This is a genomic window from Rhodanobacter denitrificans, assembly GCF_003335105.1.
GTDB classification, from domain to species: Bacteria; Pseudomonadota; Gammaproteobacteria; order Xanthomonadales; family Rhodanobacteraceae; genus Rhodanobacter; species Rhodanobacter denitrificans_A.
On record NZ_QFWQ01000001.1, the window covers coordinates 145,672 to 169,793 of the forward strand.

Consider the following 24,122-nt stretch of genomic DNA (forward strand, 5'->3'; position numbering starts at 1 on the left):
GCATGCCATCCGCCCGGACGAGCCACGCAAAATCGCCGGTGGAGATGTAATTTCAATGACGCGGCGGTGACATCGAAAATGACGGCAAGATAACGCCGGCGCGATCTTGCTAAAATCGCAAGTCATTGCGCGGAAACGCCGTTCCAGAAGTGGCGTTGGCGTGCGCCGGTATACGCTTTCTCCTCCCCGCTCCCGGAGGTCGCCATGCGCCTGCTGCTGTCGTTGTTGCTGGCATTTTCGTCGCTGCCGGCGTTGGCCGCTGCGCCGCTCGACAGGCTGAGCGTGCCGAAGGGTTTCCACATCGCGCTGTACTCCGACCAGGTGCCGGACGCGCGCGAGATCGCGCTGGGCGCGAAGGGCACGGTGTTCGTCGGTTCCAACGATGCCGGCAAGGTCTATGCACTCACCGACACGAACGGCGATGGCGTCGCGGACAAGGTGCGGGTGATCGCCAGCGGCCTGCAGCTGCCGGTCGGCGTGGCGTTCAAGGACGGCGACCTGTACGTCTCCGCGGTGAGCCGCATCCTGGTGCTGCGCGACATCGAGAACCATCTGGACGATCCGCCGAAGCCCGTCGTGGTCACCGACCGGCTGCCCACCGAGACCCACCACGGCTGGAAGTTCATCGCGTTCGGCCCGGACGGCAAGCTGTACGTGCCGATCGGTGCGCCGTGCAACATCTGCGACCCGGGCCCGGACCACGGCAAGCTGATCCGCATGAACGCCGACGGCAGCGGCTGGCAGGACGTGGCGCGCGGCATCCGCAACTCGGTGGGCTTCGACTGGCAGCCAGGCACGCACCGCCTGTGGTTCACCGACAACGGCCGCGACATGATGGGCGACGACATGCCCAGCGACGAGCTGAACGAGATCGTCGGCCCGGGCGAGCATTTCGGTTACCCATACTGCCACCAGGGCGACACGCTCGACCCCGAGTTCGGCAAGGGCAAAAGCTGCAGGGATTACGTGCCGCCGGTGCTGAAGCTCGGCGCGCACGTGGCCGCGCTGGGCATGCGTTTCTATACCGGCAAGCAGTTTCCGACCAGCTACAAGGGCGCGATCATCGTCGCCGAGCACGGCTCGTGGAACCGCACGAAGAAATCCGGCTACCGGGTGATGACGGTGCGGCTGAATGGCAGCCGGGTGGTCTCCTACGAGCCGCTGGTCAGCGGCTTCGAGCAGGACGAGAAGGCCTGGGGCCGTCCAGCCGACGTGCAGCCGCTGCCCGACGGCAGCGTGCTGGTCAGCGACGATCTCGCCGGGTCGGTGTATCGGGTGACGTACAAGCCGTGAGTTTCGCGCCGTGCCTATGCCAAGTGCGATTCCTGCCTGCGCAGGAATGACAGCTAAAAGGCGGCATGCCCAACATCACCCCACCGTCATTCCTGCGCAGGCAGGAATCGCATTTTCCGCCCGGAGAAAAAGCCATGGACCGGCGACAACCCTGCGTCTACATGCTGGCGAGCAAGAAGAACGGTGTCCTCTACGTTGGTGTCACCAGCGACCTGGTCAAACGCATCTGGCAACACAAGAACAACGTGGTGGAGGGTTATACCCACCGCTACGGTGCGCATACGCTGGTGTGGTACGAACTTCATCCCACCATGGAGTCGGCGATCCTGCGCGAGAAAACGCTCAAAGCTTGGAAGCGCGACTGGAAGACGCGGTTGATCAACGAAGGCAATGCCGAGTGGCGTGACTTGTATCCGACTATTCTGTAGGCGTTGAAGTGCGATTCCGGCCTGCGCCGGAATGACGGTGGCAGGGCTTTTTATCTCGTCATTCCGGCGCAGGCCGGAATCGCACTCCACGTTCCATGCAACCCGAGTGGAGACACCCCATGCACCTGCGCAGTGACAACTTCGCCAACGACCAGCCAATCCCCGCCGAGTTCGCGTTCGGCAAGCGCGGCGATCCGGTCGCGCTGTCGGACAACCGCAGCCCGCAGCTGGCGTGGAAGGACGCACCGCCGGCCACCCGTTCGTTCGTGCTGACCTGCATCGACCCCGACGTACCCAGCCGCGGCGACGACGTGAACCAGGCCGACCGTACTGTGCCGGCGGATCTGCCGCGGGTGGAGTTCGTGCACTGGCTGATGGCGAATATCCCCGTCGAATGCGGCGAACTGGCCGCAGGCAGTTGCAGCGACGGGCTCACCGCGCGCGGCAAGCACGCGCCGTTCGGGCCACCGGGCAGCGTGCAGGGCGTCAACGACTACACCAGCTGGTTTGCCGGCGACGCTGCGATGGGTGGCGACTATCTCGGCTACGACGGCCCGTGCCCGCCGTGGAACGACGCGCTGCTGCATCACTACCACTTCAAGATCCATGCGCTCGACGTGGCCGCGCTGCCGCTGGTCAAGGGTTTTTCGCTGGCCGAATTGCGCACGGCGATGGCCGGTCACGTACTGGCCGAGGCGGAACTGGTCGGCACCTACAGCCTGAATCCCGCCGTCGCCGGCTGAACGTACGCCGTCGCAAACGTCGGCATCGCGTGCACGGCGCTGCCGGCTCCCTTCACACCCGCATGGCGTGCGCTGTGGGTGAATGGCCTCGTGCGGTTTCCCCGCCGCCATTCTCTGCAGATGAGGACGCCCCCATGCTTCACTATGCCCTTGTATTCCTGATCATCGCGATCATCGCCGCCGTGCTCGGCTTCGGCGGCATTGCGGGCGCGGCGACCGGAATCGCGAAAATCCTGTTCATCATTTTCCTGATCCTGGCGGTCATCGCGTTCTTCCGCCGCGGCGCTTGAACGGTGCAGCCATCGCATCGTGTCTGTGCCACCATGAACCTTCTCCGGAGCATGCAATGAACAAGCAAGTCCAATCCCCCGAACAGGCCGCCGGCAACCGCATCGACGAGCGCGCCGAGCGGATCAAGCAGGCCACTTCCGAGGCGGTGGCCAGCACCAAGGAAAAAGTAGATCGCGCCGCCGACCACGTCGAGGAAGGCCTGCACCGCGCCACCGACAAGGCGGCCGGTGCCGCCCACAAAGCCAGCGACAAGGCCGCGCAGGTCAGCGAGCGCGGTCGCGAGGTCTACGATGAGACGATGGACCGTGCCGACGCATGGCTGGAACAGGTGCGCGACTACGTGCGCGAGAAGCCGGTGCAATCGGTCGCCATCGCGCTCGGCGCCGGCTGGCTGCTCGGCCGCATCCTGCGACGTTGAGCGTCGCGGGGCCGGGCATGCACGACGAGGATGCATCGTCCCCCGAAGCGACGGCGCCGGATCCGGCGCCGTCGTCGTCTGGCCTGCTGGCCGAGATCGGTCAGCTCGGCCGCGCGGTCAGGCGGCTGTTCGGCGCGCAACTGCATTTGCTGGCCGCGGAACTGGGGCTGGCCCGCAGCGCGGTTTCGTGGATGCTGCTGGCAGGCCTGGCCGCCACCGTCGCCGGCGTCGGTCTGGGCCTGACCTTGCTCGGTCTGGCGGGCGTGCTGCTGGCGGCATGGCTCGGCTCGTGGATCTGGGCGCTGCTGGTGCTGGCGGTGCTGCAGGTGCTGTTCCTGCTCGCCGCGATCGGGCTGTTCCGTCGCTGCATGCACTGGATGAGCCTGCCCGCCACGCGCGGCGAGTGGAGTGCGATGATGCGCGAGACCCTGCACAAGGCCGAAGCGGACGCTGCGGCCGCGCCGGGCGACAGGGAGGATCGGCGATGAGCTTGTTGAAGCAGAAGGCCAGGGTGCAGGCCGCGCGCCTGCGCGTGCGCGCCGCGCGGCATGAGCTGGGCACGCCGGCGGCCGCCCTGCTGGCGCGCGGTCGCGAATATCCGTTGACCACGGTGGGTACGGCCGCCGGCACCGGTTTCGTGCTGGGCAGCCTCAACGTGCACCCGCTGCGGATACCGGGACTGGCGTCGCTGCTCGGCGGCGGGCTGGCCGAGGCGGTTGCCCATGGCGCGCGCCTGATCACCGAGCTGGGCGTGCTGGGGCTGGGCTCCGCCGCGGCGGGCAAGGCGGATGCGGATGACGGCGAATCCGCATGAGCGACCCCGAAACACTCCTGCCGGCGCTGGATGTCGTCGACGATGTTGCCGCGAGGGCGCGGCCGGTCGAGCCGGTCATTCCGGATGAGCCGGCTGTGCAGGTTGCACGCCGCCTGAACGTGGCGCGCGCCACGCGCCGCCACCTGCATGCGGTGCGCATGGTGCTGAGCGCGCTGCTGCTGCTGGCGCTGCTGTACACCGTCACGCTGGCCAAGGTGCTGCTGATCCCGCTGGTGCTGGCCGCCTTCATCGGCCTGGCGCTGAATCCGATCGTCGCCTTCGGCGCACGCCTGCGCCTGCCGCGCTGGCTCACCGCCAGCGTGCTCATGCTCGGCCTGATTGCCGGCATCGGCAGCGGCGTGGGGCTGCTGGCGCAGCCGGCAGTCGGCTGGTTCCACGGCGCGCCGGCGGCGATCAAGAGCTTCGTGCCGAAGCTGCGCAGCTTCACCCGCCCGCTGGAAGCGGCGAACCGTGCCACCCAGAGCCTGGTCAGCGGTACCGCCACGCACACGTCCGCGGCGCCTGCCACGCCGGTATCGGTGAGCGCCTGGGACGTGGCCACCACCGCGCCGAAGGTGCTCGCCGCGGTACTCGGCGTGCTGCTGCTGGTGTTCTTCTTCCTGATCTACGGCGATTCGATGCTGCGCCGGCTGGTCGAGATCACTCCCGGCTTCGCCTACAAGCGGCATGCGGTGAGCATCGTGCGCGGCATCCAGAGCGAGGTGTCGCGCTACCTGCTCACCGCGTTGCTGATCAACGCCAGCCTCGGCGCGGTCACCGCCGGCATGTTGTGGCTGTACAAGGTGCCCGACCCGCTGCTGTGGGGCGCGGTGGCGATGTTCGCGAACTTCATCCCCTACGTCGGCGCGATCGTCACCACCGCGCTGCTGGCGGTGGTGTGCATGCTCTACGCCAGCGACGCGAGTTTGCAGGTGTTCCTGCCGGTGCTGACCTTCGCCGGCATCACCGCGGTGGAAGGCAACCTGATCACGCCGTTCATCCAGGGCGCCAGCATGCGCCTGTCGCCCATCGCGATCCTGCTGTGGCTGCTGGTGTGGGGCTGGCTGTGGGGCATCCCCGGTGCGCTGCTGGCGGTGCCGATGCTGACCTGCACCAAGCTGATCTGCGAACGCGTACGCGGCTGGGAGTGGTTCGCGCACATCGTGCAGCGTTGAACAAGCCGCGATGGACTCCTCATCGCCGGTTCACCACGGGATCTCTTCGCCGTCGCGGAAGAAGCGCCCGGTTGGCGCCGGGGCGGCCAGGCTGGCGGCCCACACGATGCCGGCGGCGCCGACGCTCACCGGCCGGCCACCGGGGCCGCCGAGTTCGGTGGCGACCCAGCCCGGGCACACCGCATTGACCGCGATGCCGCTGCCCTCCAGCTCGGCCGCCAGCGTGCGGGTGTACGCGTTGAGCGCGGATTTGGAGGTGCGGTAGCCCACGCAGTGGCTGCCGCTCGACCCGCTGGCGCCGCAGCCGCTGGAGACGTTGACGATGCGGCCGTAGCCGTGCCGGCGCATCAGCGGCAGCAGCGCGCTGCTCAGTCGCCAGGTGCCGAACAGGTGGGTCTGCATCGCGTCCAGCGCCGGTGCGAGGTCGGCGTGGCTGGCATGGGCGTCGTGGTCGTAATGGCCGCCGGCGTTGTTGACCAGCACGTCGAGCCGGCCGTAGGTCACCTCGATCCAGCGCACCAGCGTGTCGACCTGGTCCTGGCGGGTCACGTCCAGCTGCACCGCGATTACCTCGCCGTGGCCGCCGGCCAGCTGGCGCGCCGCGTGCAGGCCTTTGTCCAGATCACGCGCGCCCAGCAGCACGGTCATGCCGTGCCCGCTGAGCTGACGCGCCACCTCGAAACCGAGGCCGCGATTGGCGCCGCTGACCAGCGCCACGCGATAGACAGGCGTGATGACCGGCGTCGCCGCCGGCTGGCGCCGGGCCGTGCGGTTCATGGCGCCGTGCTGGCTGCGGCCACCGCGCTGCAGCGCTCGTCGCCGCAGGCCTGCCAGCCGCCACCGAGCGACTTGTACAGCGCGACGGCGCGGGTGTTGATCGCCGCCTCGGCCTGGGCCAGGTCGTCCTCGGCGGCAAGCTGGGTGCGTTCGGTGTCGAGCAATTCGAGGAAGCCGGTGGCGCCTTCCTGGTAGCGCACGCGCGCGAGGTCGGCGGCGTGTTTGCTCTGCGCGGCCTGCTCGATCAGGCGGTCGACGCGGATGCGCTGCTGGTTGAAGCCGGTGACGGCGTTGTCGATGTCCTCGATCGCTTCCAGCATCGTGCGCTGGTAATTCGCCTGCGCCGCATCGGCACGCGCCTCGCTGGCGTGCAGGTTGGCGCGTACGCGCTGCACGTTGAGGCCGGCCCAGCTGATGCTCGGCGCCAGCGACCACGCACGCGTCGAAGGACTGCCGAAATCGTTGCTGCGCCCGGACAGGAAGCCGAGGAAGCCGCCCAGCGTGATGTGCGGGAAGAAATCCGCCTTGGCCACGCCGATGCGCGCGGTGGCGGCGGCGTATTCGCGTTCGGCCGTCCGCACGTCCGGACGGCGTGACAGCACGTCGCCGGCGTCGCCGATTGGCAGGCTCGCCGCGATCGGGGTGAAGCTCTTCGGCGACACGTCGATGTCCAGCTCGCCCGGCCGCGCGCCCAGCAGTACGGCGAGGCGGTACTCGCTGGCGCTGGCCTGCGTCTGCAGCAGCGGCAGCTGCGCCTGCACCGCGGCGAGCCGCGCCTTCGCGCTGGCCACGTCCTGCTCCGCGCCGGAGCCGAGCTGCTGGCGCACCTCGGTGAGGTGCACGGTTTGCTGCTGGTTGTCGATGTCGCGGCGGGCGATGTCCAGCCGCAGCTGGCTGCCGCGCAATTCGAAGTAATTGCGCGCGACTTCGGCCAGCAAACTGACCTGGGCATCGTGCAACGCCGCTTCGCTGGCGCCGAGGTCGGCGCCGGCCGCCTCCACCGAGCGACGCACGCCACCGAACAGGTCCAGCTCCCACGAGGCATCGAAGCCCGCCTGGTAGGTCGTGGTGGTACGGCGCTGCGTGCCGAAGCCGGGCTGCTGGCCTCGGCTGCGCGTGTAGTTCACGCCGGTGTCGATCCTCGGCAGCTGCTCGGATTTCGCACCGCTGAGCAGCGCACGCGATTCCTGCAGACGCGCCACCGCGATGCGCAGGTCGAGGTTGTTCGCGGCGGCACGCTGGATCAACGCATCCAGCACGGGATCGTTGAACTGCTTCCACCAGGCGGCCTGGAACTGCGCGTTGTTTTCCTGCGCGGCGTCCAGTCCTTGCAATTGCGGCGCGGCAATCTTTGCGGCGTGATAGTCAGGGCCCACGCTGGCGCAGCCGGCCAGTGCAAGCGCGGCTGCCAGCAGCGTGCTGCGAACTACCACCGTCATTCCTGCGAAAGCCGAGCGGCGGGGTGTAGGGCGGGCACTGCCCGCCGTGGTGCCCGCGTCGCCTGCTGTGGCGTTGTGGCGGGCTATGCCCGCCCCACGGTTACCTTGCCGGGCGAGATCCTGCGGCGCCGTGGGTCCGGCCATTGTCATGAAAGTTTTCATCAGTGGTTCTCCAGCGCCGGCAGCGCATGCGCGGCGGCGCGTTCGGCCGCGCGCGCCTCGCGGCGCTCGACCAGCGCGCGAATGACGACGTAGAACAGCGGCGTGTAGATCAGCCCGAAGATGGTCACGCCGAGCATGCCGGCGAACACCGCCACGCCCATCGCATGGCGCATCTCGGCGCCGGCGCCCTGCGAGGCGACCAGCGGCACCACGCCCATGATGAAGGCGAACGAGGTCATCAGGATCGGGCGCAAGCGCAGCTTCGCCGCTTCCAGCACCGCCTCGTGGCGGCTCATGCCTTCATGCTGGCGTTCGCGGGCGAACTCCACGATCAGGATCGCGTTCTTGCAGGCCAGTCCGACCAGCACGATCAGGCCGATCTGGGTGAAGATGTTGTTGTCGCCGCCGCTGAGCCACACGCCGGCGATTGCGGACAGCAGCACCATCGGCACGATCAGGATCACCGCCAGCGGCAGCGACAAGCTCTCGTACAGCGAGGACAGCACCAGGAACACCAGCAGCACGCACAACGGGAACACCAGGATCGCGGTGTTGCCGGCGAGGATCTGCTGGTAGGTCAGCTCGGTCCATTCGAAGCTGATGCCGTTCGGCAGGTTGTCCTTCGCCAGCTTCTCCATCGCCGCCTGCGCCTGGCCCGAGCTGAAGCCCGGCGCCGGGCCGCCGTTGATCTCAGCGGTGGCGTAGCCGTTGTAGTGCTGCACGCGATCCGGGCCGGCGCCCTGCTTCACGGTGACGAACGAACCCAGTGGCACCATCTGGCCCTGCGCGTTGCGTGTCTTCAGCTGCAGGATGTCCTGCGGCGTGTGGCGGAACGCCGGGTCGGCCGAGACGTTCACCTGGTAGGTGCGGCCGAAGCGGTTGAAGTCGTTGACGTAGAGCGAGCCCAGGTAGGCCTGCATGGTCTGGTACACGTCGGCCAGGTTCACGCCGACGGTCTTGGCCTTCTCGCGGTCCACCTCGGCGTCCACCTGCGGCACGCTGATCTGGAAGCTGGAGAACAGCCCGGCCAGCGCTGGATCCTTGCGGCTGGCGGCGATCAGGTTCTGCGTCTGCTGGTACAGCTCGTCGAAGCCGCGGTCGGCGCGATCCTCGATCTGCAGGCGGAAGCCGCCGATCGTGCCCAGCCCCATCACCGGCGGCGGCGGGAACACCGCGATGTACGCGTCCTGGATCGCGGCGAACTTCTGGTTCAGCGCGCCGGCGATCGCGCCGGCCGACAACGATGCGTCACGGCGTTGCTCGAACGGCTTCAGCGCGACGAACACGATGCCGGAGTTGGTCGAGTTGGTGAAGCCATTGATCGACAGGCCGGGGAAGGCCACCGCATGTTCCACGCCCGGCTGCTTCAGCGCGATCGCGCCCATGCGCTGGATCACGTCCTCGGAACGGTCGAGCGAGGCTGCGTCGGGCAGCTGCGCGAACGCCACCAGGTACTGCTTGTCCTGACCCGGCACGAAGCCGGTCGGCACGTGCGAGAAGCCGAACCAGGTCAGTGCGATCAGACCGGCATACACCACCAGCGCCAGCTTGCCCTTGCCGACGATGCGCTTCACGCCGCCAACATAGCGCTCCGAGCCGCGATGGAAAACGCGGTTGAACGGGCGGAACAGCCAGCCGAATGCGCGATCGATGCCGCGCGTGAGGCGGTCCTTCGGCGCGTCGTGGCCCTTCAGCAGCACGGCGGCCAGCGCGGGGCTCAGGGTCAGCGAGTTGAACGCGGAGATCACCGTGGAGATCGCGATGGTCAGCGCGAACTGGCGGTAGAACTGGCCGGTGAGGCCGCTGACGAAGGCGGTGGGGATGAACACCGCGCACAGCACCAGCGCGGTAGCCACGATCGGGCCGGTGACCTCGCGCATCGCCTGTCGCGTGGCCTCCTTCGGCGACTGGCCCAGCTCGATGTGCCGCTCCACGTTCTCCACCACCACGATCGCGTCGTCGACCACGATGCCGATCGCCAGCACCAGGCCGAACAGGCTCAGCGCATTGAGCGAGAAGCCGGCCAGGTGCATCACTGCGAAGGTGCCGATCAGCGACACCGGCACCGCCACCAGCGGGATGATCGAGGCGCGCCAGGTCTGCAGGAACAGGATCACCACCAGCACCACCAGCAGGATCGCCTCCAGCAGCGTGTGCGCTACCGCCTCGATCGAGCCGCGCACGAACACGGTCGGGTCGTAGACGATGGAATAGTCGACGCCCTGCGGGAACTCCTTCTTCAGCTGCGCCATGGTGGCGCGCACCTCGTCGGAGATCTGGATCGCGTTGGAACCGGGTCGCGCGAAGATCGGCAGCGCCACCGCCGGCTTGTTGTCGAGCAGGCTGCGCAACGCGTAGTTGTTCGAGCCGAGGTCGACCTTGGCCACGTCGCCGAGGTGGATGACACCGCCGCTCGCATCAGTGCGCACGATGATGTTGCGGAAGTCGTCCTCGCTGACCAGCCGGCCGCGGGTGTTGATGTTGAGCTGGAACGCGTTGTTGCTCGGACCCGGCGGCGCGTTCAGCGCGCCGGCGGCGACCTGCACGTTCTGTTCGCGGATCGCGGCGATCACGTCGCCGGTGGTGAGCGAGCGCTGCGCCAGCTTCTGCGGGTCCAGCCACACGCGCATCGAGTATTCGCCGGCGCCGAAGATCTGCACGTCGCCCACGCCGTCGAGCCGGCCCAGCACGTCCTTCACGTGCAGCCGCGCGTAGTTCGACAGGTACAGCATGTCGTAGCGCTGGTCGGGCGAGATGAGGTGCACCACCATGGTCAGGTCGGGCGAGCTCTTCTGCGTGGTCACGCCGAGTCGCTGCACTTCCTCGGGCAGTTTCGGCAGCGCCTGCGCCACGCGGTTCTGCACGTCGACCTGGGCGGTGTCGAGATTGGTGCCCAGCGCGAACGTCACGGTGAGCGTCATCGCACCGTCGCTGGTGGCCTGCGAGGAGGTGTACAGCATGCCCTGGACGCCGTTGATCTGTTCCTCCAGCGGCGTGGCGACGGTCTCGGCGATCACTTTCGGGTTGGCGCCCGGGTAGGCGGCGCGCACCACCACGGTGGGCGGCACCACTTCGGGGTATTCGCTGATCGGCAGCTGGAACACCGCGATCGAGCCGGTGATCACGAACAGCAGCGACAGCACGGCGGCCATGATCGGCCGGTCGACGAAGAATTGGGCGATGTTTTTCATGGAATGGATCCTCGACGAAGCCGTTTCGCGGCCTCGGTCTTTTTTGCCAACCTGTCCGGGAGCCGTCATTCCAGCGAAAGCCGGAATCCAGCGCCGTTGCGGTTCAATGGCTGGAGTCGCTGGACCCCGGCTTTCGCCGGGGTGACGAGCTGAACGACTAACCCTGGGGCGGAGCCGTTGCCGCCGTCGTGCTGCCGGCTTGCGCCGTGCGCTTGTCCGCAGCAGGCAGATCACCGCGCTCGACCAGCGCCTTGTCGGTCGCGTCGAGGCGGTAGCCCATCGCCACCTTCTGCGGGTTCACCTGGACGCCGGGGCGCACGCGCTGCAGGCCGTTCACCACCACCACGTCGGTCGGCGCGAGGCCGCTGTCGATCACGCGCAGGCCGTGGAACAACGCGCCGGTGTCGACCTTGCGGTACTGCACCTTGTGCTCCTGGTCCACCACGTAGACAAAGCGGTTGCCGAGGTCGGTGCCGATCGCACGGTCGTCCACCAGCACGCGCGCCCGGGCCTGGCCGCTCTGCAGCTGCACGCGGGCGTACAGGCCGGGCGTGTACAGGCCGTCGGCGTTGTCGAACACCGCGCGCAGGCGCATCGTGCCGGAGCCGGTGTGCAGCTGGTTGTCGACGAAGTCGAGGCGGCCTTCATGCGGGTAGCCCGATTCGTCGGCCAGGCCCATCGCCGCCTCGATCCGAGCGTCGTGGCCGGCCTGCTTCGCGCTGGCGCGCAGGTGGTCGAGCTTGAGCCAGGTCTGCTCGTCCACGTCGAAGTAGACGTACACCGGGTTCACCGAGACCATGCTGGTCAGCACGTCGTTGCTGGTGACCAGGTTGCCGGGGGTGACCCGCGCATTGCTGACGCGGCCGTCGATCGGTGCGCGCACCCGGGTGAAGTCCAGGTTCAGCCGCGCCGCAGCGAGCGCGGCGGTGGCCGCGCCCAGTTGCGCCCGCGCGCTCTGCGCGGTGGTGGCCTGGCGATCAGCTTCCTGCTGCGCGATCGCGTGCTGGGCCAGCAGCATCTCGGCGCGGCGCTGGTTGGTCTCGGCCAGGCTCAGTTCGGCGCGGGCCTGTGCCTGGTTGGCGACCAGCCGGTCGACCTCCGCCTGATACGGGCGGGCATCGAGCTGGAACAGCACGTCGCCCTTGCGCACCAGCGCGCCTTCCTGGAACTGCACCGACTCCACGAAGCCGCCCACGCGCGGCTGCACCTGCACCGTGTTGACCGCTTCCAGTCGGCCGGTGAACTCGGCGCTGTCGCTGACCCGCCGGGTCAACGCCTGCGCCACCGTCACCTCCGGCGGGCCACCGGCGGCGGGGCCCTGCGCGTGGCTGTCGTTGCCGTGCAGCAGCAGCCAGCTGCCCAGTGCACCGGCCGCGACCAGGGGGACCAGCATCCATTGTTTTTTCATCATGCGCTCCCAACACCTTGTTGGCCGGGGAGGGGGAACCCGGCGAAGGGTCGAGAGAATAGGTGTACTTTTCGGTATAGAAAATCCGTTTCTTGCGCACTACACTCGTGAGCTGCAGTCACGAATCGACGAGGAATTGAAACAATGGAAGACTTTTCCGCCATTTCGACCTTCGTCCGCGTGGTCGAAGCCAAGAGTTTCGCCGCCGCCGCCAGCCAGCTGGGCATGACCCCGTCCGGCGTCAGCCGGGCCGTGTCGCGACTGGAAACCCAGCTCGGCGCACGACCGCTGTTCCGCTCCACCCGATCGCTGCGTTTGACCGACGATGGGGCCTCGTTCCACGCTCGTTGCAAGGAGATCCTCGCCGATCTAGCCGAGGCGACCGAGGCGCTGAACTTCGCCAACAGCAAGCCGACCGGCAAGCTGCGCGTGGGCATCTCGTTGTCGGTAGGCCGTGCCGCGGTGATCCCGCGCCTGACTGAATTCGAGCAGCGCTACCCGGACATCCGGCTGGAGCTGTCGATGAGCGACTCGCCGGCGGATCTCAACGGCGAGGGCCTGGACTGCGCGATCCGAGTCGGCCAGCTGGAGGATTCCAGCCTGATCGCGCGCAAGATCGGCTATCTCAGCAACGTGGTGTGCGCCTCGCCCGACTACCTGCGCAAATACGGCGCGCCGCGCAGCATCGAGGACCTCAAGGATCACCGCTGCATCAACTACGTCTACCCGAACGGCCGCCCGCGCCAGTGGCAGTTCGACACGCCGGGCGGGCAGATGAGCGTGGACATCGAAGCGCACATGCTGATCAACGACGGCGAATCGGTATTGCAGGCGGTGGCGGCGGGGCTGGGCATCACCCAGGTACCGCACATGCTGGCCGCCTGCCTGCTGGAGAAAGGCGTGCTCGAACTGGTGATGACCGATACCAACTCAACCGGCAAGCCGGTGTGGATCGTCTACCCGCAGAAGAAGCACCTGTCGGCCCGCGTGCAGGCCTTCATCGAATGGGTGCGCGAGCTGTTCGACCGCACCAACCAGCCGGGCCAGTGCGCGCTCGGCACGCAGAAAGCCCTGCCGAAACCGGTGTACAAGCGGGCGCTCGTCGAAGCGGCGTAGATACGTACCGCCTCGTACCGACGTTCCATCGGGGCCGATCCAGCTTCACAGTTTCGTAGGGCGGGCAGTGCCCGCCGCTTTGTCGTGATGCCCGGGACACGAGCCGGCGGGCAGTGCCTGCCCTGCATCGTGCCGGGCTTGCCGGCAACGGCAGCGGCGGGTTCAGGCGCCGGCCGGCACCAGCAACAGCAGCGCCACGCCGAGCGCGATGCGGTAGATCGCGAACGGGGTGAAGGTGTGGCTGCGGATGTAGCCGAGCAGCCACTTCACCGCCACGAACGCGACGATCGCCGAGACCACGAAGCCGACCACCAGCGCGGTCCAGTCCTCGTGCGCGGCGCCACCATCCTTCACCACCTTCAGCAGCTCGTAGCCGGTGGCTGCGTACATGGTGGGGATGCCGACCAGGAACGCGAACTCGGTGGCCGCCGCGCGGTTGCTGGTGCCGAACAGCATCGCCGCGAAGATCGTCGCGGCCGAACGCGAGGTGCCGGGGAAGATGCCGGCGACCATCTGCGCGATGCCGACCAGGATCGCCACCTTCCACGTCACCGCGCTGCGCTCGGGCTGGCGTGCGGCCAGCTGCTCGGCCGCGATCATCCAGAAGCCGCCGATCACCAGCGCCCAGGCGACCGGGGTCACCGTCTCGGGCAGCTTGAAGCCCAGTTTCACCGCCGCGAAGCCGATCACGGCGGTGATCAGGAACGCCACCGCCAGCTTCAGCAGGTAGTCGCGGTTGGCCGGGTCGCGCCACTGCGTGGACAGCTGCCAGATGCGCTTCCAGTAGATCAGCGTGACCGCCAGGATCGCGCCTGCCTGGATGCCGATGTTGAACAGGTCCGAGCGCGCGCCCAGCCCGAACTTCTCGGCGATCAGCAGGTGGCCGGTGGAGGAGATCGGCAGGAATTCGGTGATGCCTTCGATGATGCCGAGCAGGATGACGCGGAGCAGGTCGGTCACGGGAGGGGTCCGTTGGCAGGGTGGAGACACGCCGTCGAACGGATCGCCGGCCTGAAGCGCCATAGCTTACGGGTTTTGCCCCCTCGTGTCGGAGGGCTGCGAGTTGGGTGGTCAGCGGCCCGCGCACGCACTGGAACAGTGCAAACCGGTCGCTGCGACGGGTGCGGATGGTGCTAACGCGGAGACGGCCGGTTCGCCACGGTGTCTCCGATGCAGTCACGGCCACGGTTTCCGTCCGTGGCACGTGGCTTGCTGAGGGGAAGGGGAGTCATGCAATCGCATGACCGCGTCGCGGTAGCTGATGGACGTCTGGACGTCTGGATGGCCATCAATGCGACGCCATCACCGAGGAGCATGGCCGATGAAACGAAGTTGGATATCCGCGACGGCCGTCGTGCTTTGGTGTGCCGCCTCCGGCCCGGCGCCGGCACGGGCCGAAGAAGTGCCGGCCAGCAAGTGGGCCGGCAGCGCCGGCGTGGTCAGCGACTACCTGTTCCGCGGGCTGTCGCAGACCGATCGCAAGCCTGCCGTGCAGGCCGGCGTCGAATTCGACCATGCCAGCGGCTGGTACGTGGGGGGTTGGGGCAGCAACGTCAGCTGGCTGTCCGATGGGTCGACCTCAGCGGCGCCGGTTTCCAGCAGCGTGGAGCTGGATCTCTACGGCGGCTGGCGCGGCAGCCTCGGCGGCGACTGGAGCGGGGACGTCGGCGTGTACCGCTACCAGTACCCCGGCAGCTACCCGGCGCGCTTCACCCTGCCCGACACCACCGAGGGCTATGCCGCGCTGGCCTGGAAAAGCGTGTCGCTGAAGTACTCGTACGCCTTCACCGACCTGTTCGGCTACGCCGGCAGCCAGCACAGCGGCTACCTGGACCTGTCGTGGAACCAGGAGTTCGCGCCGGGCTGGCTGCTCAACGCGCACGCCGGCCACCAGCACGTGGCGAACGTGCCGGGCGCCTCATACAGCGACTGGAAGCTGGGCGTGACCCGCAACATCGGCAGCGCATGGTCGGTGGCGCTGGCCTACTGCGACACCAATGCGGGCAGGGCCGCCTACACCAATGCGCATGGCCGTTACCTGGGCTGCGCCACCGCGGTGCTGAGCGTGGCCAGGTCGTTCTGAAAGAGATTCCACCGGGAGCCATCCATGAAAATGATCACCAGCGTCATCCGCCCATACAAGCTCGACGAGGTCCGCGACGCGCTCGCGCGCGCCGGCGTGTCGGGCATCACGGTGACGGAAGTGCGCGGCTTCGGCCGCCAGAAGGGCCACACCGAGCTGTACCGCGGCGCCGAGTACGTGGTCGATTTCCTGCCCAAGCTCAAGGTCGAGGTGGTGGTGCCCGACGAGCTGCTCGACGCGGCGCTGGAGGAAATCCAGCGCGCCGCGCGCACCGGCAACGTCGGCGACGGCAAGGTCTTCGTCACCGGCGTGGACCAGGTGATCCGCATCCGCACCGGCGAACTCGACGCCGACGCCCTCTGACCCGAATCACGCGAGGTTTTCCATGAAAGAGTTCAAGTTCCATCGCGGCATCGGCGCGGGCCTGGCGCTGGCCCTGGCCGCGCCGATGCTGCACGCCACCGCGGCCGCGCCGGTGGTCGACAAGGGCGACGTGGCCTGGATGCTCACCTCCACCCTGCTGGTGCTGCTGATGACGGTGCCGGGACTGGCGCTGTTCTACGGCGGCCTGGTGCGTTCGAAGAACGTGCTGTCGGTGCTGATGCAGGTGCTGACGGTGTTCTCGCTGCTGCTGCTGCTGTGGGTGGCATACGGCTACAGCCTCGCCTTCAGCGGCGGCGGCGCGGTGATCGGCAACTTCGCCAAGCTGTTCCTGCACGGCGTGACGAAAGACACGCTGGCGGCCACCTTCACCGCCGGCGTGGCGCTGCCGGAGTACGTGTTCGTGGCGTTCCAGGCCACCTTCGCCGGCATCACCGGCGCGCTGATCGTGGGTGCGTTCGCCGAGCGCATGCGTTTCCGCGCGGTGCTGCTGTTCACGGCGATCTGGTTCACTTTCGCCTACCTGCCGATCGCGCACATGGTGTGGGCGGGGCCGAGCGGCTTCCTGTTCGCCCGGGGCGCGCTGGATTTCGCCGGCGGTACCGTGGTGCACATCAACGCCGGCCTGGCCGGCCTGGTCGGCGCCTGGTTCGTCGGGCCGCGGCTGGGCTTCGGCCGCGAACCGATGAAGCCGCACAACGTGACGTTCACCATGGTCGGCGCGGCGTTGCTGTGGGTGGGCTGGTTCGGCTTCAACGCCGGCTCCAACCTGGAGGCGAACGCGGGTGCGGGGCTCGCCTTCATCAACACCCTGCTGGCGGCGGCGGCGGCGGTGCTGGCGTGGCTGGCGGTGGAGGCGGCGATGCGCGGCCATGCGTCGATGGTGGGCGGCGCCTCCGGCGCGGTGGCCGGCCTGGTCGGGATCACCCCGGCCTGCGGCACGGTGGGGCCGATGGGCGCGATCGTGATCGGCGCAGTGGCCAGTTTCTGCTGCGTGTGGGGCGTGACCGGGCTGAAGAAGCTGCTGCGCGCGGACGATGCGCTGGACGTGTTCGGCGTGCACGGCGTCGGCGGCATCGTGGGCGCGCTGCTGACCGGCGTGTTCACCGCACCGGCGCTGGGCGGCACCGGCGCGGCGGACTATTCGGTCGTCCACCAGCTTGGCGTGCAGATGCTGGGCGTGGGCATCACCGTTTTCTGGAGCGGCGTGGTTTCGGTGCTGGCCTACCTGGCGGTGAAGGCGGTGTTCGGCCTGCGCGTGTCGTACGAGGCGGAGCGCGAGGGACTGGACATTACCTCGCACGGCGAAAGCGCCTACGATGGGTGAGGCAGCCGGTCGCCGGGCATGATGACCGACCCATGATGGTGCAATGCGCTGGACACATTGCACCATCATGCTGCTTGCAACTGCCTTTGCCGTCACCGTGGCATCCGCCAAGCCGTTGTCGGGCAACGGTTCTGCCCGCTGGCATGGACCTTGCCAAAGAACAGTCACCATCCACCTTCGAGGTTGCCCCATGTCCGCCAACAAAGTGCTCGACCTGATCCAGGAGCATGAGGTCGAGTTCGTCGACTTCCGCTTCGCCGACATGCTCGGTACGCATCACCACGTCACCTTCCCGGCCCACGCGATCGACGAGTCGACGTTCGAGGACGGCAAGATGTTCGACGGTTCCTCGATCACCGGCTGGAAGGGCATCAACGAGTCGGACATGATCCTGCTGCCCGATCCGGATACCGCCCACCTCGACCCGTTCAGCTCGCACACCCAGCTGATCCTGCACTGCGACGTGCTCGAGCCGAGCACCATGCAGGCCTACGGCCGCGACCCGCGCTCGATCGCCAAGCGCGGCGAGGCGTTCCTGAAATCCACCGGCATCGCCGACACCGCGTTTTTCGGCCCGGAGCCGGAGTTCTTCATCTTCGACTCGGCGCGCTGGCAGAACGACCCCGGCCGCGTGTTCTACGAGATCGGCTCGGAAGAAGCGGCGTGGTCGTCGCGCTACAAGTACGACGGCAACAACAGCGGCCACCGCCCCGGCGTCAAGGGCGGCTACTTCCCGGTCAGCCCGGTCGATTCGCTGGGCGACCTGCGCGCGGACATGTGCAAGGTGCTGGAGTCGCTGGGCCAGAAGGTCGAGGTGCACCACCACGAGGTGGCCAACGCCGGCCAGTGCGAGATCGGCGTGAGGTTCAACACGCTGGTCAAGAAGGCCGACGAACTGCTGACGATGAAGTACGTCATCAAGAACGTGGCGCACCAGAACGGCAAGACCGTCACCTTCATGCCGAAGCCGCTGGTCGGCGACAACGGCTCGGGCATGCACGTGCACCAGTCGCTGTCGAAGAACGGCGAGAACCTGTTCGCCGGCGACCTCTACGGCGGCCTCAGCCAGACCGCGCTGTGGTACATCGGCGGCATTTTCAAGCATGCCCGCGCGATCAACGCGTTCGCCAACTCCACCACCAACAGCTACAAGCGGCTGGTGCCGGGCTTCGAGGCGCCGGTGATGCTGGCCTACTCGGCGCGCAATCGTTCGGCGAGCTGCCGCATCCCGTACGTGGCCAGCCCGAAGGGCCGCCGCATCGAGGTGCGCTTCCCCGATCCGATGAACTCCGGCTACCTGGTGTTCACCGCGCTGATGATGGCCGGCCTGGACGGCATCATCAACAAGATCGACCCGGGCGCGCCGGCCGACAAGGACCTGTACGACCTGCCGCCGGAAGAAGAGAAGAACATCCCGCAGGTCTGCTCCAGCCTCGACGCCGCGCTGGAAGCGCTGGACAAGGACCGCGACTTCCTCAAGGCCGGCGGCGTGTTCACCGACGACTTCATTGACGCCTACATCGAGGTGAAGATGAAGGAAGTGACGAAGTACCGTGCCAGCACGCACCCGCTGGAATTCCAGATGTACTACTCGCTCTGATCAAAGCCGGCTGCAAGCGTGAGCACAGCGGAAAACGACGGGCGCCTCGGCGCCCGTTGTCGTTTTGGCCACCGAGGAATCCATGCGTTCGCCGATGACCTCTACCCGCGCCGATACCTCACAACCGCCGTGACGACGGCCGGTTACAGTGACGGGACAACGCCCGCAGTGAACCCGCACAAGGAGTCGGCCATGCAACAACTACCCACCCAGTTCGAAGACCATGCGATCCGCCGCGTCTACGACGAAGCCAGCGAAACCTGGTGGTTCTCGGTGGTGGACATCGTGCAGGTGCTGACCCGGCAGCCGGATTACCAGGCGGCCCGCAAGTACTGGAACAAGCTGAAGGAGCGACTGGGCAAGGAGGGCAACGAGTCGGTGACAAATTGTCACCGACTGAAATTGACGGCTGCGGATGGCAAGAATTACCTGACTGACGTAGCCACCGCCGAAACCTTGCTGCGCCTGGTGCAATCCGTGCCCAGCCCGAAGGCCGAGCCGATCAAGCTGTGGTTGGCCAAGGTCGGCTACGAGCGCATGCAGGAACTGGCCGACCCGGCCCTGGCGCTGGATCGCGCCCGCGCGACATGGCAGAAGCACGGTCGCAGCGAGAAATGGATCAGCCAGCGCATGACCGGGCAGGAAACGCGCGCCAAGCTGACCGATTACTGGGACAGCCACGACGTAAAACGCGGTCAGGAGTTCGCCATCCTCACCAACCTGATCCACGAGGAGTGGACCGGCCTTGGCGTGAAGGAGCACAAGCAGCTCAAGGGGCTGAAGACACAGAACCTGCGCGACCACATGAGCGAGGCCGAACTGATCTTTACCGCGCTGGCCGAACTGTCCACCCGGCAGATCGCCGAGACCACGCAAGCCACCGGCATGCCGGCGAACAAGGTGGCCGCGAAGAGTGGCGGCGCGATCGCGAAACGTGCCCGGCTGGAGCTGGAAGGCCAGACTGGCAAGAAGGTGGTGACCGGCGAAAACCATCTGCCGCCATCGCGCCAGCGGCGCCTGAAGACGCCGGGCAAATAGCGCGAAACGGAAAATGGAACGGAGCAAGTCAGGCGAACCTGGTTTGACTTTCCCATCCCGTCTCTGCAGTTCAGAACGTCACCTGCGTGTACAAACCGATGACGAAGGCATCGGGGATGTCGCCGGTGCCGCCGGGGTGGATCACGTATTGCAGGTTCGGACGCAAGGTCAGCCAGGGCGTGATTCTTGCGCCGTAGTCGATTTCGGCGACGCTTTCGTAGCTTTGAATACCCACACTGCCGGGTGCCACGCGATCGCGGTCGCGCTGGTAGCGGGTCAGGCGCGGATTGGTGCGGCCGCTGGCGAGCATGAACGAGATCACGTCGTTGTCGCGGCCGGCGAAGGTACCCTGGTAGTGGCCGCCGATGACCCAGAAGTCGCGGAAGCGGGCGGTGGCTTTGTCGCCGACGCCGGCCATCATGCCGAGGGTCAGGCCGCGGCTGGAGTCGGGGCCTTCGCGGTAGACCATGCGGTCGGCAATCACGTAGCCGCCGGAGCGGCCGTTGTGCTGCAGGAAGCGGGCGCCGGTGAGGCCGGCGGGTTGGCCGTTGATGTCGGTATAGACGTCGGGCGTGCCGGCAGTGTTGTAGTACACGCCGAACTTGAGATCGCCGGGCAGCTGCCCGACGCCGCGGCCGGTGCTCCAGCCCAGTTCGACCGGCACGAACACGCCGCGGTGCTTGAGGCTGAGATTGAAGCCCTGGTCCTTGTTGCCGGCGTTGGGGTTGTTCAGGTAGGCGCCGATGGTGGCGTAGAAGTTCGGCGTGGCGTGCCACTTCACGTGGCCGCCCCATTGCGCGGTGGGAAAGTTGTGTGCGCCGCTGTTGGTGGTCATTGCGTTGGCATGGCCGCAGATGATGCCGTTCTGGAAATTGCAGAACGCCGGCAGCCGCGCGAAGTCGTCGCCCACCGGCGACCAGCCCAGTTCCACGAAGATCCGGTGCTCGAGGAAATCCTGCTGCCAGTTCAGCTCGGCCAGACGGAAGTTCTGCCCCGCGCCGTAAAGCTCCTGCACCGAGAACTGGTTGCCCAGCGCATCGTTGCTCAGGCTGCGCCCATCGCGTTCGGTGACGGTGAACTGGATCTTCGCGTTCGGCACGCCCCACAGCTTGTCGAGGTCGAGATCCGCGCCGGCGTCGAGTTGCTGGGTGTAGCGCGCGGTCTGCTCGTGGCCGCCGGAGAGGTTGCCCGCGCTCTCGGTGGTCCAGTGCGCGCGCAGGGTGATGCCATCGTCCTGCAGGCTGCTGCGCGTGCCGCCCCAGTCGCCGGTCAGCGTGGGCCGAGTGAGCCAGCTATCGTCGCCGGCCTGCTGCGCCATGACCGGCAACGTGCACAGCCACAACGCGCCGCCGAGCGCCAGGCCGAAAATCGTGCAGGATGGATGGCGCATGAGGATCAGGCCCGGCCGGAGGAAGTCCGGCGCCGCTTGCGCCGGCGCCACAGAACGATGATGGCGAGGATCAGCACCACCACCACGACCATCGCCAGCCGCGCCAGGGCGACCAGGTGCGATGGCGCGCCGCCGGCGCGCAGGTTGGCGACCTGTGTCGCCGTGATCCGTGCGGCGGGGTTGCCGTAGTGCAACGTCAGGTAATTGGCCAGGTTGGCGACCTGATGGTCGGACAGCGCGTGCGCGAAGCCCGGCATGCGCACGCCGGAATCGCCGGTCTGCCAGCGGATGCCGTCGAGGATCACCAGCACCAGGTTGGCGGTGTCGGCGCGGCCGGTGGCGGTGTTGTGGAACAGCGGCGGCAGGCCGCCGTCGAAGCTGCCCTCGCCGCTGGCCTGGTGGCAGCTGGCGCAATGCGCGTCGTAGAGCTGCGCGCCGCTCCACTGCTCGCCGTCGTCGGGCAGGGCGGTGCCGCGCTGGTCGGCGATCCCGTCGAACGCCACGCCCCAGTTGTCGACGGGCCGGGTGTCGGCCGGGTCGTGTTGCGCGGGGACCGTTTTCAGGTAGGTGGCGATCGCCTGCAGGTCGGCCGGTTCGAGGTGCTGCAGGCTGTGCTCGACTGCCTCGGCCATCGGCCCGGCGGCTTGTGCCCTGCCGCGGGCATGGCCGAGCCGCAGGTAGTCGACCAGGTCCTGTTCGCTCCAGCCGCCGATGCCGCTGTTCGCATCGGAGGTGATGTTCGGCGCGCTCCAGCTGCCGACCATGCCGCCGGCCAGTTCGCGCGATGATTGTTCGGCCATCAGCAGGTTGCGCGGCGTGTGGCAGGTGCTGCAGTGGGCCAGCCCGCGTACCAGATAGGCGCCGCGGTTCCATGCCGCGCCTTTGGCCGGGTCGGGCGTGAACGGCTTGCTGTCGAGAAACAGCAGGTTCCACGCCGCCATCGACAGGCGGATGTTGAACGGGAACGGCAACCGGGTCGGCGCCGGCTTGCTGTCCACCGGCGCCACCCCGTGCATGAAGTACGCGTACAGCGCATGCACGTCGTCGTCGGTGAGCTGCGCGTACGACGTATACGGCATCGCTGGATACAGCCGCCGGCCGTCCGCGCGGATGCCCCTGCGCAAGGTGTCGCGGAACTGTTGCTCGGTGTAGTGGCCGATGCCGGCCGTGGTCGACGGCGTGATGTTGGTGGCGATGATGTTGCCGATCGGCGTGGGCACCGTCAGCCCGCCGGCGTAGGGCTTGCCGCCGGGCGCGGTATGGCAGGCCACGCAGTCGCCCGCGGTGGCCAGGTACTGGCCGCGCTGCAGCAGGGCGGCATCGGTGTTGTCGGCAGCGCTGGCAGGCGTGGCGACGAGAAGGCCGATCAGGGCGAGCAGCGGGATGCAGCGGATCGGTGCGTTCATGCCAGGTCCGCCTCGCGGCCGGCGTGCGCCGTGGCTGCGCGCGCCTGTTTAGCCGGCAGGATGTGCTCGGCGGTGCGCAGCGCCAGCGCCACTGCGGTGAGCGTGGAGTTCATCGTGGCCGCGGTGGGCATCACGCCGGTGCTGCAGACGAACAGGTTCTCATGGTCGTGCGTGCGGCCGAACGCGTCGACCACCGAGCTGGCCGGATCGTTGCCCATGCTCATCGTGCCGGTGATGTGCTGGTTGTTGGCGAACTGGCCTTCCGCGCTGTAGCGCAGGCCGGTGCCGCCCATCAGCTCGGCGATGCGGGCGAAGTCGGCCTTGGACACTTCCGCGGCGCGGCGCGTGTAGTCGTCGATCGCGTAGTGCGCCTCCGGTTTCGGGATGCCCATGGCGTCCTTCTCCGCGCTGAGAGCGATGCGGTTGTCGGGGTTGGGCAGCACCTCCAGCACGTTCTTCACGTTGACCTGTCGCGCGGCGCGCCAGCGCAGTTGCTTCTCGAACTCCGCGCCGTAGACGCCTTCCTTGATCAGGTCGTTGGTGACGCCATACACCTGCGAGATGTTGGTGAAGTCCAGCCGGTACGGCGCGTGCTGGCTGCGGAACGCGCCGTCGCGCAGCGTGTTGATCGAGCTGGGGCTCTGCGGGCCGCGGCCCAGCCACAGTTCCTCGTCGGCGTAGAAGGTGAGCGAGGTGCTGGGATGGTCCATCAGGTGGCGGCCGACCATGCCGGAGCTGTTGGCCAGTCCGTTCGGGTACTTGCTGCTGGCCGACAGCAACAACAGTTTCGGGCTCTCGATGCCGTTCGCGGCGAGGATGAAGGTCTTGCCGGTGACGCGGTGCTCGCTCTTGTCCGGCGCGTAGTAGTGCAGCGCCGCGATGCGGCCCTTCGCATCGTGCTCGATGCGGTAGACCACCGCGTTGGGTACCAGCTTCGCTCCCGCCGCCTCGGCCGCTTCCACCGCGTTGATGCCCAGGTACTGCGCGTTGACCGGGCAGATCGGCTGGCAGCTGTTGTTGCCCACGCAGGCCGGTCGTCCGTCATAGCCGCGGCTGTTGCGCGCCACCGTGTTGGCGACCACCGGGTACGCCGGAGCCAGCCGTTCGCGGAAGCGGCGCATCGACCACGGCTCGGCCACCGGCTCCATCGGAAACGGATGCTGTCGCGGCGAGCCGGTGTTGTCCGCGCCGGCCACGCCGAGGATTTCCTCCGCCTCCTGGTACCACGGGTCGAGTTCCTCGTAGGTCAGCGGCCAGTCCACGCCCACGCCGTACAGGCTCTTGATGCGCACGTCGTTCGGCACCAGCCGCCACGCCTGCGCGGCCCAGTGCCAAGTGGTGCCGCCCACGGCGCGGATGTACTCCGCAGGATACGGATACGGCCCGGCCTGTTTCAGGTAGCCGTTGTCCTTCGGCACGTAGATCGGATGCGGCGCCCACGGCGACGGCGGGTACGGTGCCATCCAGTTGCCTTTCAGCGGCGAGTTGCGGAACGCGGCGACGATGCGGGCGCTTTCCAGCCGCGGCCCCGCTTCCAGGATCAGCACCGAGGCGCCCTGCTGCGCCAGCCGGCGCGCGGCCAGCGCGCCGACGATGCCCGAGCCGATCACCACGATGTCAGCCGACAGCTGTGCGGGCATCC

22 protein-coding genes are annotated in these 24,122 nt (G+C 67.7%); 14 read left to right on the forward strand and 8 right to left on the reverse strand.

The window, feature by feature from the left end:
* Positions 1 to 204 precede the first annotated feature (204 nt).
* From DEO45_RS00635 to DEO45_RS00670, 8 genes are all read left to right on the forward strand, one after another.
* Positions 205 to 1,293, forward strand: a complete 1,089-nt coding sequence (locus DEO45_RS00635) for a PQQ-dependent sugar dehydrogenase (RefSeq protein ID WP_114340393.1) — start codon at positions 205 to 207, stop codon at positions 1,291 to 1,293.
* 134 nt (positions 1,294 to 1,427) lie between these two features.
* Positions 1,428 to 1,721, forward strand: a complete 294-nt coding sequence (locus tag DEO45_RS00640; RefSeq protein WP_114340394.1) for a GIY-YIG nuclease family protein — start codon at positions 1,428 to 1,430, stop codon at positions 1,719 to 1,721.
* A gap of 119 nt (positions 1,722 to 1,840) precedes the next feature.
* The gene (locus DEO45_RS00645; protein WP_114340395.1) at positions 1,841 to 2,464 is read left to right on the forward strand and encodes a YbhB/YbcL family Raf kinase inhibitor-like protein; all 624 of its coding nucleotides are present in this window, start codon (positions 1,841 to 1,843) and stop codon (positions 2,462 to 2,464) included.
* A 134-nt stretch (positions 2,465 to 2,598) separates the two neighbouring features.
* Complete coding sequence (locus DEO45_RS00650) at positions 2,599 to 2,754, forward strand: DUF1328 domain-containing protein (RefSeq protein ID WP_114340396.1); 156 nt, start codon at positions 2,599 to 2,601, stop codon at positions 2,752 to 2,754.
* Positions 2,755 to 2,810: 56 nt separating this feature from the next.
* Positions 2,811 to 3,173 carry a DUF883 family protein gene (locus DEO45_RS00655; RefSeq protein ID WP_114340397.1) on the forward strand — a complete coding sequence of 121 codons (363 nt, stop codon included), beginning with the start codon at positions 2,811 to 2,813 and terminating at the stop codon, positions 3,171 to 3,173.
* Positions 3,174 to 3,190: 17 nt separating this feature from the next.
* On the forward strand, positions 3,191 to 3,661 hold the full coding sequence (locus DEO45_RS00660; RefSeq protein ID WP_114340398.1) for an ABC transporter ATP-binding protein: 471 nt from the start codon (positions 3,191 to 3,193) through the stop codon (positions 3,659 to 3,661).
* On the forward strand, positions 3,658 to 3,987 hold the full coding sequence (locus DEO45_RS00665) for a hypothetical protein (protein ID WP_114340399.1): 330 nt from the start codon (positions 3,658 to 3,660) through the stop codon (positions 3,985 to 3,987). Before DEO45_RS00660 ends, DEO45_RS00665 begins: the two co-directional genes overlap by 4 nt.
* Positions 3,984 to 5,162, forward strand: a complete 1,179-nt coding sequence (locus DEO45_RS00670; protein WP_114340400.1) for an AI-2E family transporter — start codon at positions 3,984 to 3,986, stop codon at positions 5,160 to 5,162. The genes DEO45_RS00665 and DEO45_RS00670 overlap by 4 nt, the downstream gene beginning before the upstream one ends.
* A 30-nt stretch (positions 5,163 to 5,192) precedes the next feature.
* Here the strand turns inward: DEO45_RS00670 and DEO45_RS00675 are convergent, their stop codons facing one another.
* From DEO45_RS00675 to DEO45_RS00690, 4 genes are all read right to left on the reverse strand, one after another.
* Complete coding sequence (locus DEO45_RS00675) at positions 5,193 to 5,939, reverse strand: SDR family NAD(P)-dependent oxidoreductase (RefSeq protein WP_114340401.1); 747 nt, start codon at positions 5,937 to 5,939, stop codon at positions 5,193 to 5,195.
* Entirely contained in the window at positions 5,936 to 7,378 is a 1,443-nt protein-coding gene (locus DEO45_RS00680) for an efflux transporter outer membrane subunit (RefSeq protein ID WP_114340402.1), read from the reverse strand. The genes DEO45_RS00675 and DEO45_RS00680 overlap by 4 nt, the downstream gene beginning before the upstream one ends.
* Positions 7,379 to 7,539: 161 nt before the next feature.
* Positions 7,540 to 10,731 (reverse strand): efflux RND transporter permease subunit, encoded by a 3,192-nt coding sequence (locus tag DEO45_RS00685; protein ID WP_114340403.1) that lies wholly within the window; start codon positions 10,729 to 10,731, stop codon positions 7,540 to 7,542.
* A 157-nt stretch (positions 10,732 to 10,888) separates the two neighbouring features.
* Positions 10,889 to 12,139 (reverse strand): efflux RND transporter periplasmic adaptor subunit, encoded by a 1,251-nt coding sequence (locus DEO45_RS00690; RefSeq protein ID WP_147269659.1) that lies wholly within the window; start codon positions 12,137 to 12,139, stop codon positions 10,889 to 10,891.
* A gap of 144 nt (positions 12,140 to 12,283) precedes the next feature.
* Here DEO45_RS00690 and DEO45_RS00695 point away from each other — a divergent pair, with 144 nt between their 5' ends.
* A complete protein-coding gene (locus DEO45_RS00695; protein ID WP_114340405.1) occupies positions 12,284 to 13,255 on the forward strand; it encodes a LysR family transcriptional regulator in 972 nt (323 codons plus the stop codon).
* A gap of 162 nt (positions 13,256 to 13,417) precedes the next feature.
* Here the strand turns inward: DEO45_RS00695 and DEO45_RS00700 are convergent, their stop codons facing one another.
* Positions 13,418 to 14,215: an undecaprenyl-diphosphate phosphatase gene (locus tag DEO45_RS00700; protein WP_114340406.1), complete on the reverse strand. Its 798-nt coding sequence runs from the start codon at positions 14,213 to 14,215 to the stop codon at positions 13,418 to 13,420.
* A gap of 361 nt (positions 14,216 to 14,576) precedes the next feature.
* Here DEO45_RS00700 and DEO45_RS00705 point away from each other — a divergent pair, with 361 nt between their 5' ends.
* The 5 genes from DEO45_RS00705 to DEO45_RS00725 all read left to right on the forward strand — a co-directional run bounded on the left by DEO45_RS00705 (position 14,577) and on the right by DEO45_RS00725 (position 19,684).
* Positions 14,577 to 15,338 (forward strand): TorF family putative porin, encoded by a 762-nt coding sequence (locus tag DEO45_RS00705; protein ID WP_114340407.1) that lies wholly within the window; start codon positions 14,577 to 14,579, stop codon positions 15,336 to 15,338.
* A gap of 24 nt (positions 15,339 to 15,362) precedes the next feature.
* Positions 15,363 to 15,701 carry a P-II family nitrogen regulator gene (locus tag DEO45_RS00710; RefSeq protein WP_114340408.1) on the forward strand — a complete coding sequence of 113 codons (339 nt, stop codon included), beginning with the start codon at positions 15,363 to 15,365 and terminating at the stop codon, positions 15,699 to 15,701.
* Positions 15,702 to 15,723: 22 nt separating this feature from the next.
* Positions 15,724 to 17,046 carry an ammonium transporter gene (locus DEO45_RS00715; RefSeq protein ID WP_114340409.1) on the forward strand — a complete coding sequence of 441 codons (1,323 nt, stop codon included), beginning with the start codon at positions 15,724 to 15,726 and terminating at the stop codon, positions 17,044 to 17,046.
* Positions 17,047 to 17,236: 190 nt separating this feature from the next.
* On the forward strand, positions 17,237 to 18,646 hold the full coding sequence (gene glnA, locus DEO45_RS00720) for a type I glutamate--ammonia ligase (RefSeq protein ID WP_114340410.1): 1,410 nt from the start codon (positions 17,237 to 17,239) through the stop codon (positions 18,644 to 18,646).
* A gap of 192 nt (positions 18,647 to 18,838) precedes the next feature.
* On the forward strand, positions 18,839 to 19,684 hold the full coding sequence (locus DEO45_RS00725) for a BRO-N domain-containing protein (protein WP_114340459.1): 846 nt from the start codon (positions 18,839 to 18,841) through the stop codon (positions 19,682 to 19,684).
* 70 nt (positions 19,685 to 19,754) lie between these two features.
* On the opposite strand, the gene DEO45_RS00730 is transcribed toward DEO45_RS00725, so the two are convergent.
* Genes DEO45_RS00730 through DEO45_RS00740 form a run of 3 tightly spaced genes read right to left on the reverse strand, consistent with a single transcriptional unit; the run spans position 19,755 to position 24,120 of the window.
* On the reverse strand, positions 19,755 to 21,074 hold the full coding sequence (locus DEO45_RS00730; protein WP_114340460.1) for a carbohydrate porin: 1,320 nt from the start codon (positions 21,072 to 21,074) through the stop codon (positions 19,755 to 19,757).
* Positions 21,075 to 21,079: 5 nt separating this feature from the next.
* Complete coding sequence (locus tag DEO45_RS00735; RefSeq protein ID WP_114340411.1) at positions 21,080 to 22,480, reverse strand: c-type cytochrome; 1,401 nt, start codon at positions 22,478 to 22,480, stop codon at positions 21,080 to 21,082.
* Complete coding sequence (locus tag DEO45_RS00740; RefSeq protein ID WP_114340412.1) at positions 22,477 to 24,120, reverse strand: GMC family oxidoreductase; 1,644 nt, start codon at positions 24,118 to 24,120, stop codon at positions 22,477 to 22,479. Before DEO45_RS00740 ends, DEO45_RS00735 begins: the two co-directional genes overlap by 4 nt.
* Positions 24,121 to 24,122: the final 2 nt, after the last annotated feature.

Bases quoted from the DNA above. Each gene is read 5' to 3' on its own strand.
- DEO45_RS00705 (WP_114340407.1), top strand. From the start codon at position 14,577: ATGAAACGAAGTTGGATATCCGCGACGGCCGTCGTGCTTTGGTGTGCC.
- DEO45_RS00680 (WP_114340402.1), bottom strand. From the start codon at position 7,378: ATGACGGTGGTAGTTCGCAGCACGCTGCTGGCAGCCGCGCTTGCACTG.
- DEO45_RS00645 (WP_114340395.1), top strand. From the start codon at position 1,841: ATGCACCTGCGCAGTGACAACTTCGCCAACGACCAGCCAATCCCCGCC.
- DEO45_RS00655 (WP_114340397.1), top strand. From the start codon at position 2,811: ATGAACAAGCAAGTCCAATCCCCCGAACAGGCCGCCGGCAACCGCATC.
- glnA (WP_114340410.1), top strand. From the start codon at position 17,237: ATGTCCGCCAACAAAGTGCTCGACCTGATCCAGGAGCATGAGGTCGAG.
- DEO45_RS00740 (WP_114340412.1), bottom strand. From the start codon at position 24,120: ATGCCCGCACAGCTGTCGGCTGACATCGTGGTGATCGGCTCGGGCATC.
- DEO45_RS00690 (WP_147269659.1), bottom strand. From the start codon at position 12,139: ATGAAAAAACAATGGATGCTGGTCCCCCTGGTCGCGGCCGGTGCACTG.
- DEO45_RS00710 (WP_114340408.1), top strand. From the start codon at position 15,363: ATGAAAATGATCACCAGCGTCATCCGCCCATACAAGCTCGACGAGGTC.
- DEO45_RS00685 (WP_114340403.1), bottom strand. From the start codon at position 10,731: ATGAAAAACATCGCCCAATTCTTCGTCGACCGGCCGATCATGGCCGCC.
- DEO45_RS00675 (WP_114340401.1), bottom strand. From the start codon at position 5,939: ATGAACCGCACGGCCCGGCGCCAGCCGGCGGCGACGCCGGTCATCACG.
- DEO45_RS00715 (WP_114340409.1), top strand. From the start codon at position 15,724: ATGAAAGAGTTCAAGTTCCATCGCGGCATCGGCGCGGGCCTGGCGCTG.
- DEO45_RS00635 (WP_114340393.1), top strand. From the start codon at position 205: ATGCGCCTGCTGCTGTCGTTGTTGCTGGCATTTTCGTCGCTGCCGGCG.
- DEO45_RS00665 (WP_114340399.1), top strand. From the start codon at position 3,658: ATGAGCTTGTTGAAGCAGAAGGCCAGGGTGCAGGCCGCGCGCCTGCGC.
- DEO45_RS00735 (WP_114340411.1), bottom strand. From the start codon at position 22,480: ATGAACGCACCGATCCGCTGCATCCCGCTGCTCGCCCTGATCGGCCTT.
- DEO45_RS00640 (WP_114340394.1), top strand. From the start codon at position 1,428: ATGGACCGGCGACAACCCTGCGTCTACATGCTGGCGAGCAAGAAGAAC.
- DEO45_RS00670 (WP_114340400.1), top strand. From the start codon at position 3,984: ATGAGCGACCCCGAAACACTCCTGCCGGCGCTGGATGTCGTCGACGAT.
- DEO45_RS00650 (WP_114340396.1), top strand. From the start codon at position 2,599: ATGCTTCACTATGCCCTTGTATTCCTGATCATCGCGATCATCGCCGCC.
- DEO45_RS00660 (WP_114340398.1), top strand. From the start codon at position 3,191: ATGCACGACGAGGATGCATCGTCCCCCGAAGCGACGGCGCCGGATCCG.
- DEO45_RS00695 (WP_114340405.1), top strand. From the start codon at position 12,284: ATGGAAGACTTTTCCGCCATTTCGACCTTCGTCCGCGTGGTCGAAGCC.
- DEO45_RS00730 (WP_114340460.1), bottom strand. From the start codon at position 21,074: ATGCGCCATCCATCCTGCACGATTTTCGGCCTGGCGCTCGGCGGCGCG.
- DEO45_RS00725 (WP_114340459.1), top strand. From the start codon at position 18,839: ATGCAACAACTACCCACCCAGTTCGAAGACCATGCGATCCGCCGCGTC.